The organism is Desulfitobacterium sp. (assembly GCF_982384815.1).
The window spans coordinates 1-7,310 of the sequence record NZ_CEVWNY010000133.1 but is presented as its reverse complement, the minus strand read 5'-3'; the positions used below and the strand labels follow the sequence as shown (position 1 = coordinate 7,310).

At 42.5% G+C, this 7,310-nt stretch carries 8 protein-coding genes; 3 read left to right on the top strand and 5 right to left on the bottom strand.

The genetic code is table 11. From position 1 onward, the window contains the following. Together AC1U9U_RS14510 and tsaA are read right to left on the bottom strand one after the other, a co-directional pair. Positions 1-878, bottom strand: an 878-nt coding sequence (locus AC1U9U_RS14510) for a saccharopine dehydrogenase family protein (RefSeq protein ID WP_479961268.1), incomplete at its 3' end; no start/stop codon positions are given. 205 nt (positions 879-1,083) lie between these two features. Continuing rightward, on the bottom strand, positions 1,084-1,758 hold the full coding sequence (gene tsaA, locus AC1U9U_RS14505) for a tRNA (N6-threonylcarbamoyladenosine(37)-N6)-methyltransferase TrmO (protein ID WP_479961267.1): 675 nt from the start codon (positions 1,756-1,758) through the stop codon (positions 1,084-1,086). A gap of 141 nt (positions 1,759-1,899) precedes the next feature. Here tsaA and AC1U9U_RS14500 point away from each other — a divergent pair, with 141 nt between their 5' ends. Further along, complete coding sequence (locus AC1U9U_RS14500) at positions 1,900-2,781, top strand: DMT family transporter (protein WP_479961266.1); 882 nt, start codon at positions 1,900-1,902, stop codon at positions 2,779-2,781. Positions 2,782-2,834: 53 nt separating this feature from the next. On the opposite strand, the gene AC1U9U_RS14495 is transcribed toward AC1U9U_RS14500, so the two are convergent. Continuing rightward, entirely contained in the window at positions 2,835-3,455 is a 621-nt protein-coding gene (locus AC1U9U_RS14495; RefSeq protein ID WP_479961265.1) for a class I SAM-dependent methyltransferase, read from the bottom strand. Between the two features lie 294 nt (positions 3,456-3,749). Here AC1U9U_RS14495 and AC1U9U_RS14490 point away from each other — a divergent pair, with 294 nt between their 5' ends. Both AC1U9U_RS14490 and AC1U9U_RS14485 read left to right on the top strand, forming a co-directional pair. Continuing rightward, positions 3,750-4,652 carry a hypothetical protein gene (locus AC1U9U_RS14490; RefSeq protein WP_479961264.1) on the top strand — a complete coding sequence of 301 codons (903 nt, stop codon included), beginning with the start codon at positions 3,750-3,752 and terminating at the stop codon, positions 4,650-4,652. Between the two features lie 22 nt (positions 4,653-4,674). Then, positions 4,675-5,706 (top strand): peptidase U32 family protein, encoded by a 1,032-nt coding sequence (locus AC1U9U_RS14485; RefSeq protein WP_479961263.1) that lies wholly within the window; start codon positions 4,675-4,677, stop codon positions 5,704-5,706. Between the two features lie 78 nt (positions 5,707-5,784). Here the strand turns inward: AC1U9U_RS14485 and AC1U9U_RS14480 are convergent, their stop codons facing one another. Both AC1U9U_RS14480 and AC1U9U_RS14475 read right to left on the bottom strand, forming a co-directional pair. Then, the gene (locus AC1U9U_RS14480) at positions 5,785-6,360 is read right to left on the bottom strand and encodes a uracil-DNA glycosylase (RefSeq protein ID WP_479961262.1); all 576 of its coding nucleotides are present in this window, start codon (positions 6,358-6,360) and stop codon (positions 5,785-5,787) included. A 248-nt stretch (positions 6,361-6,608) separates the two neighbouring features. Further along, positions 6,609-7,106 carry an N-acetyltransferase family protein gene (locus tag AC1U9U_RS14475; protein ID WP_479961261.1) on the bottom strand — a complete coding sequence of 166 codons (498 nt, stop codon included), beginning with the start codon at positions 7,104-7,106 and terminating at the stop codon, positions 6,609-6,611. Positions 7,107-7,310 lie beyond the last annotated feature (204 nt).

The window sequence follows — 7,310 nt, the reverse complement described above, 5'->3', positions numbered from 1 at the left end:
TCAGGAAGGATCGCCTTTAAGAATTGTAAGGGGATAATCTCTTGACCTTCAAATTCAATTGGCTCGATAGAAGTCATACCAACATTTTGCAAGACCTTTAAATGGTTGAGGTAGTTATCAGAAAAAGTCATCCAGAATCTGATCTGTTTGATTCCCTTAATGTTTTGTGCTAAGGACTCAAGTTCCTCGTGATATAAGAGATAGATATTTTTAGGACCTATTTCTTCTAAGTCATAGACTTTTTTTACGGAAAGGGGATCGGTTTCGATCCATTCGCCTTCCTTCCAATAACGGCCCTTAGCGGTAATCTCACGAATATTAATTTCCGGATTAAAATTTGTCGCAAAGGGATAACCGTGGTCTCCCCCATTGGCATCAACAATATCGATATAATGAATTTCATCGAAGTAATGCTTTTGGGCGTAGGCGCAGAAAACACCGGTAACCCCCGGATCAAATCCACTTCCCAATAAAGCAGTTAGGCCGGCTTGAGCAAATTTATCTCTGTAAGCCCATTGCCATTTATACTCAAATTTTGGTGTATCAGGTGGTTCGTAATTAGCAGTATCAAGATAATGAACACCTGTTGCCAAACAAGCATCCATTATAGTCAAATCCTGATAAGGTAGTGCAACGTTGATCACAATATCCGGCTTAAAGTCATTGATAAGCTCAATGACTTGTTCCGTTTGATCGGCATCAACCTGAGCAACCCCGACTTTAGTCCGGCTACCGGCCAATCTATCTTTTATATCCTGGCATTTTTTAAGCGTCCGGCTCGCGATACAGATTTCCTCAAAAACCTCCGGAACTTGGCAGCACTTATGTGCTACGACGTTAGCGACCCCGCCGGCCCCAATAATCAAGGCTTTTCCCATATTAAGACCTCCATTTTTCTTAAAAAAATTAATAGATAAAACCCGACTCCGCAACGAAGACACTGTCTTCGCACTTGTTGCCTTTTAAGTACTCATACTGCAAGGCGAAGTCGCCGGTTGCCCTGATGCGCTCTTAGACTTAAACTTTCTAAATAGCCAAAGATGATTATAATTAATATTTTCCATAATATCAACAAAAATAAAATCAGTTTAGCGGTACGACTTCACAAACTGATAAGATTCTGTTTCGTACTCTAAACCTAATATCAAAACCTGCAAACTCCAGGCCATAAATCCGTTGAGGATCATTCTGATAGGACGGCCGCGGATCGTGTGCCAGAACTGCCGAGACCGCTTCACGCCTTTCCACGGGAATGAGATGAAGCAACTCCTCGGGAAAATCCACCTCTAATCCACGGTCTGTCAGAGATTCGGTAAACCCTCCCACGGCCTCGGGATGACTGTCCGTATAGGCAAGGTAAGGCTTTATATCGTAGATGGGAGTTTTATCCATTAGATCTGCTCCGCAGATATGCAGAATCGGCCCAAAATCCGGGTGCATTTCGATTTTATCTAACTTTACTGAAGAAAGCCCTATAGGATTAGGACGAAACGGGGAACGGGTGGCAAAAACCCCTAATCGTGTGTTACCACCAAGGCGGGGCGGTCTTACTGTAGACGACCAGGTCTCACGGACAGCCTCAGAAAACCTCCAGATAAGCCAGATGTGGGAGAAAGACTCTAACCCACGTACAGCATCCGGGTTCCGGTATTCCGGCTCGAACACCACTATCCCTTTCAAGGCTTCGATAAGACCGCTTTGCCTAGGCACTCCAAACTTAGTCGGAAAATCTGTATGGATATGGGCAATGATTTTCACGAAAAAACCTCCTGCAAACTTTTGATTACATAGTCTTTTTGCTTAGATATTGATATACTTTTATGTAAAAATAGAAAAGAATACACAGGGGGGCATAATTATATGGAAAGTAGAACCGAGAAATATGTTTATTCCGCGGCCTTGTTATATGCTTTAATTACAGGCCTGTCTTTCCTCTTCGGCAAGATTGCCTTAGCGGTGGCTAATCCCTTAGATCTCTTAGCTTATCGATTTAGTGCTTCCTTTATCGCAATACTATTACTGCTTGTATTTAAACTGGTCAAGGTAAATTATAGTTTGAACAGAATTAAAAAAATACTCCCGCTAGCACTATTCTACCCATTAATGTTCTTTGCTTTTCAAACATTCGGCTTAGAAGCATCATCTTCTTCAGAAGCCGGAATTCTAAATGCGACAATACCGGTTTTCACTCTAATTTTGGCTACTTTTTTCCTCAAAGAAAAAACGACCGGATTACAGAAGTTATCTATTTTAGCATCAGTTATAGGGGTAATTTATATCACATTGATGAAGGGTTACTCCTTTGAGGCAAGCAGCCTTAAAGGCATAATTCTCCTTCTTATTTCCGCATTATCTTTTTCCGGATATAGTATTCTCGCCCGGAAATTAAGCAAAGATTTCTCTAGTATAGAATTAAGCATGATCATGATTATCATTAGCTTTGTATGCTTTAATATCATGGCTATTATAACTAATATAATCAATGGTACCATCAGTACCTTCTTGCTTCCTTTATATAATCGGCAATTTGTCATAAGCGTACTTTATCTGGGTATATTATCGACATTGATCACATCATTACTTACAAATTTCATCTTATCCAAAATTGAAGCGTCAAAGATGAGTGTCTTTACTAATTTATCTACTGTTATATCAATTATCGCCGGTGTCCTGTTCCTCAGGGAAGAATTTTTCTATTACCATATTATCGGTTCGATTCTTATAGTGGGCGGAGTCATAGGGACGAATTTTCTTAAAGGGAATAAAAAAGTTAACCCCTAGTGTTATTTCTTTAGGAACACATACTTATTACCAGACCGCACTCAACCTGATCTTCACGCGCGGCACACATACCATGCCGAATGAGATCCCGTGGTTATGATGTCAACATGGTCAAAGACTTCCTTAAGTTCCAACTCCACTTGTTTAATAAAATTAAAATAATCGCCGCCCTCTAGAGTTTCTGCCAAATCGGTGACTAATGAGCGGTTTTGGTTATAATCTATAATAATCACCAGCTCTTTTGTTACCCTATTCATCTCTCTGTACATAGTCGCTCTCTGATCAGCATTTAACCCATGAGCAACAAAAGAAGCTGTGGACACATCAAAGCTTTTGTCCGTAAAGGGCAGGCCTGAAAGCACATCTGCCTGCACAAGTCTTATCCCCCCATTGGCAAGCTTTCTTCTGGCAACATCAAGCATTCCCCGACTAGGCTCCGCCCCGGTAATTTTCCATCCCTCCTCATGCAATACAAAACATAAAGCACCTGTGCCGGAACCCACATCTAATGCCGTTGGCCTCATGGGTAAGGAAAACTCCCGCTTGACCTTTTCCAGATCTTTTTTATACTTTCGAGTCTGATACTTAAAGAAAAGTCCATACACCGGGGCGATCCGGTCAAACAGAGTGGTCCCCCGGCCACCGGTTATCCTGTTGCATTTTCTTTGTTCCACCGGCTTCCGCCTCCTAGCTATGAATCCAACTCACTTATTCCCAACACCGACTAAGGCAGTCTAGGTATTAGGTCCAATATTATATTAAAGTGTAACATTAGCTTGAGTTGATTACAAAGGCATTATTTTTCATGCTATCGCCATCGTAACCCAAGGCGAAAGAGAACCCCATTTAAATCCCTCAATTTACTCCGATTGAGGGATTTTTTTGATGAACGGCTATTAAGCCCCGACATAGAATATTATTGCGATCTATTCGATGACTAAGATATCCGGAAAACTGGAGGTACAGCTATGGAGTGGGCATTGTTAATTCCCCGGGGGCAGGCCTTGTCGTGGGCAGAGGAACCATGGGGAAATGAAGGAAACGGTACCTTAGCAGATGTCAGAGAAGTATGTGAAGAGCAGTTTGGTGCGATAAAATTTACACGCATATATTTTGGTCAGGAATTTTGTGAAAATGCTCTGCCGAGTCAAAAGGAGCTAGAGCAGGCATTAAGCGGATCTGAGCGACTGGGAATGAAGTTCACCTTAGTTACGCCCTATGTTACCGAACCAGGGTTAGATGCGGTTAAGGGGCTTTTGGAGCGACTGTGTGAGGTGCAACCCCGGGCGGAAGTCGTGGTCAACGATTGGGGTGTGCTTGAGACTATAACAAAGAATTATCCCACATTAACTCCCGTGCTGGGTCGTTTACTTAATAAAATATTGCGCGATCCCAGACTCTTAACTCATGGCAAAAAATTGAAAGACCGGGCGTTGGGGCATTTTCGCACCAGTAGCCTGGCCGGAGAGCCTATGCATGAATTGCTTGATCAATATCAAGTCCGAAGAGTGGAATTGGATCTTCCGCCCCAGGGACTGGATGATCATCTCGCGAATTGGGGATATCGTTACTCCATTTACCTTCCTTTCGGTGTCATCACCACCGGACGCATCTGTTTACTACATTCCTGGGGGTTGGAGGAGCGCGAAAAGTTCAAACCCTTTTTCGGTGGTTGTGACCGCAAGTGTCGCAATTACTGGTTGGAAATGTCCGACCCCACCCAACAAGTGAAGAAAAGTAAGAATTGGCTTATCCTGCAGAAGGGAAATACCGTTTTCTATCGGGAACAAAAAGATTTTCTTAAGGAAGGCTTGGCGAAAGCGACAAGGCTCGGAGTAACACGCTTGGTTGTGCAGAGAGAGCCCCTATAGAATGCGATTAGAGGTGAAAAGGATGAAGATTCTGGCACCGGTCAATTCGGTACATGAAGCAAAGGTTCTGATGGATCATGGAGCCGAGGAATTATACTGTGGCTTAAATCCGGAACTTTACCGCAATGTTAATCAACAAGGGTTGTGGTTAAATCGCCGCGGACCCGGAAAGGCCAATCTTGAGAGTGCTGAAGAGTTAAAAGAGCTGGTTGACATGGCGCATCAAAGGGGAGTAAAAGTTTTCCTAACTTTAAACCAGCCAGGCTATGATCCGGAATTTTACGCAGATATTATTTCTACGGTAAGCTACGTTCATGATTATTGTAAGGTGGACGCTTTTATCGTCGCTGACCCAGGGCTGATTCGTATGTTAAAAGTGACTTTGCCCTATCTGGTCATTCATGTGAGCAGTTTAGCGGCCATTCTAAACAGTGCTTCAGTGTCCTTTTTCAGTCAGATGGGTGTAAGGCGGGTTATTTTCCCACGCTATATAGAACTGGAAACAATGAAATCAATTATAAAAAATAGCGGTGACCATCTCGAATACGAGGCTTTTATTTTAAACGATGGTTGCGTTTTTGAAGAGGGGTACTGCAATGTCAGTCATGCCTTTGGCGGGGCGATATGTCATAACCCGGCTTGGGTATATAAGCCAATTAAGACTAAAGAAGATGGCAGCAGCTATGAATCTCGACTTAGAGCCGGTCAAATCCTAGTGGGCAAGGAATCCCTGCAGGAGCATTTGGATGAGTATAAACGCTGGCTTTGGATCGGAATCAAGAACTTTGGCGAAAAGTCGGGGCCTAAAGGGTATCCTTTAGGAATGTGCGGTCTTTGTGCACTGCATCAACTTAAAGAAATGGGGGTTTTTTCCTTAAAAATTGTTGGCAGAGAGGCCCCCTTAAAGAAAAAGATCGGTAGTGTCAAGCTAGTTAAAGAAATGTTGGATTATCTTGAAGAAGGGCGTTCCCAGGAAGATATCATCAAGCAGGCTATATCGGTAAAAGGAGTCAAACCTTTGTGTAATAGCGGATATATGTGTTACTATCGATGAATCTCTACACTTGTCAAGGTGATTGTCAAGGGGGTGATTGTCAAGGGGACGGGGGTACCGACAACATTCTGTGCCAGTCTATATTGCAAAAAACCGCTGGGCTAACATTTCCCAATCTTGGGTAAACAAATTTAAGAGATTAGGTCTCCTTCTAACAGCAAGGGGGTGATAGGTAACCAAGGTTGGGAGGCCCCCGATCTCATGCCACTTTCCCCGATTCGATTTCACATCAGTATCCATGTTGCCGAAGAACCACTTAACGGATGTATCCCCCAAGCAAAAGGCCAATTTTGGCTTCTGGATAGAAATTTGCCGGTGAAGATATTCTCTGCAGATACCTCTGGCTTCATCTTTATTATAGTGCCGAATCGGTCGGCACTTTAGTATATAGGTTATATACAGGTCCTCCATCTTCAATCCGGCATAGAAAGCAGCTTTTTGGAGTGTCTGCCTTGTCCCGCAGATAAAGGGAGCACCATTTTTATCCTCTCGTGCACCGGGGTTATCTAAAATCACAATAATCGGGGCACCAGGATTTCCTTCCCCCCAAATAACCCTGGATCTTTGGTTGCATAATTCACATTTTTGACAGTCGATAGCTTCCACCGGCACTACATCCTCCGGCCATAACATCGCCGAAAATTCCGATTCCATATGAATTCTCCTTTTTCAAAAAACTACATATATTAACTTATCCATAGTGCACTTTCAAATATACCCTTTTGCTTGATATTGATAAAATTGCCCTGAAATAAAAAACGCCCTTTAGTTACGGTTAAAACTAAAAAGCGTTGGTTTGTGTTTATGTTCTATATAGTATTGTTCATTTCGGATTGGATTGAATAAGGAAAAGTGATTAACGGTTTCAATGATATCGTCAACATTTGCCGCTTCATCCGTTTCTAAAATCTACAAGCTAAATTATCCAGTGCTTCGTTATGAACTCGAAAGACCGTCCATTCATCCATGGGGACCGCACCTAGTTGTTTATAGAATTGAATGGAAGGTTCATTCCAATCCAAGCACCACCATTCCAGCCTTCCGCATTTTCTTTCGATAGCAAGTTTGGCAAGGAAAGAGAGTATGATCTTCCCCATTCCCTTCCCTCTCATTTCCGGTTTAACGTACAAATCCTCTAAGTAAATCCCTGGTTTTCCCAGGAAAGTAGAAAAATTATGAAAGAATAATGCAAAAGCTACGGGCTTATTTTGGTATTCCCCAATAATTATTTCGCCCATTTTTCGTTCAAAAAGTGATTCTGTCAAGACTTCTTCAGTAGCTACAACCTCATGCAGCATTTGTTCGTAATCAGCCAGTTCCCTAATAAACTCTAATATTAATGGGACATCATCTTTCTGCGCAAATCGCAACTTAAAACCATCTAACTTAGTATCTATCATTTCCACTACTTCTCCTCAAAAATGTCAGGGGCAAATGTCAGGGGGACGGGGGTGCTGACAACATTTTACGCCTTCAATACAACCCCTCTGTTAATCAAAAATGTCAGGGGGACGGGGGTGGTGACAACATTCTACGCTTTCAATACAACCCCTCTGTTAATACCGGTTAATCTCTCTATTTGTCTAACTGAGAGATGATACTTT

What these genes read in the sequence shown, in the direction of transcription:
- AC1U9U_RS14480 (WP_479961262.1), bottom strand. Translation starts at nt 6,360, where the DNA reads ATGGAATCGGAATTTTCGGCGATGTTATGGCCGGAGGATGTAGTGCCG.
- AC1U9U_RS14490 (WP_479961264.1), top strand. Translation starts at nt 3,750, where the DNA reads ATGGAGTGGGCATTGTTAATTCCCCGGGGGCAGGCCTTGTCGTGGGCA.
- AC1U9U_RS14485 (WP_479961263.1), top strand. Translation starts at nt 4,675, where the DNA reads ATGAAGATTCTGGCACCGGTCAATTCGGTACATGAAGCAAAGGTTCTG.
- AC1U9U_RS14475 (WP_479961261.1), bottom strand. Translation starts at nt 7,106, where the DNA reads ATGATAGATACTAAGTTAGATGGTTTTAAGTTGCGATTTGCGCAGAAA.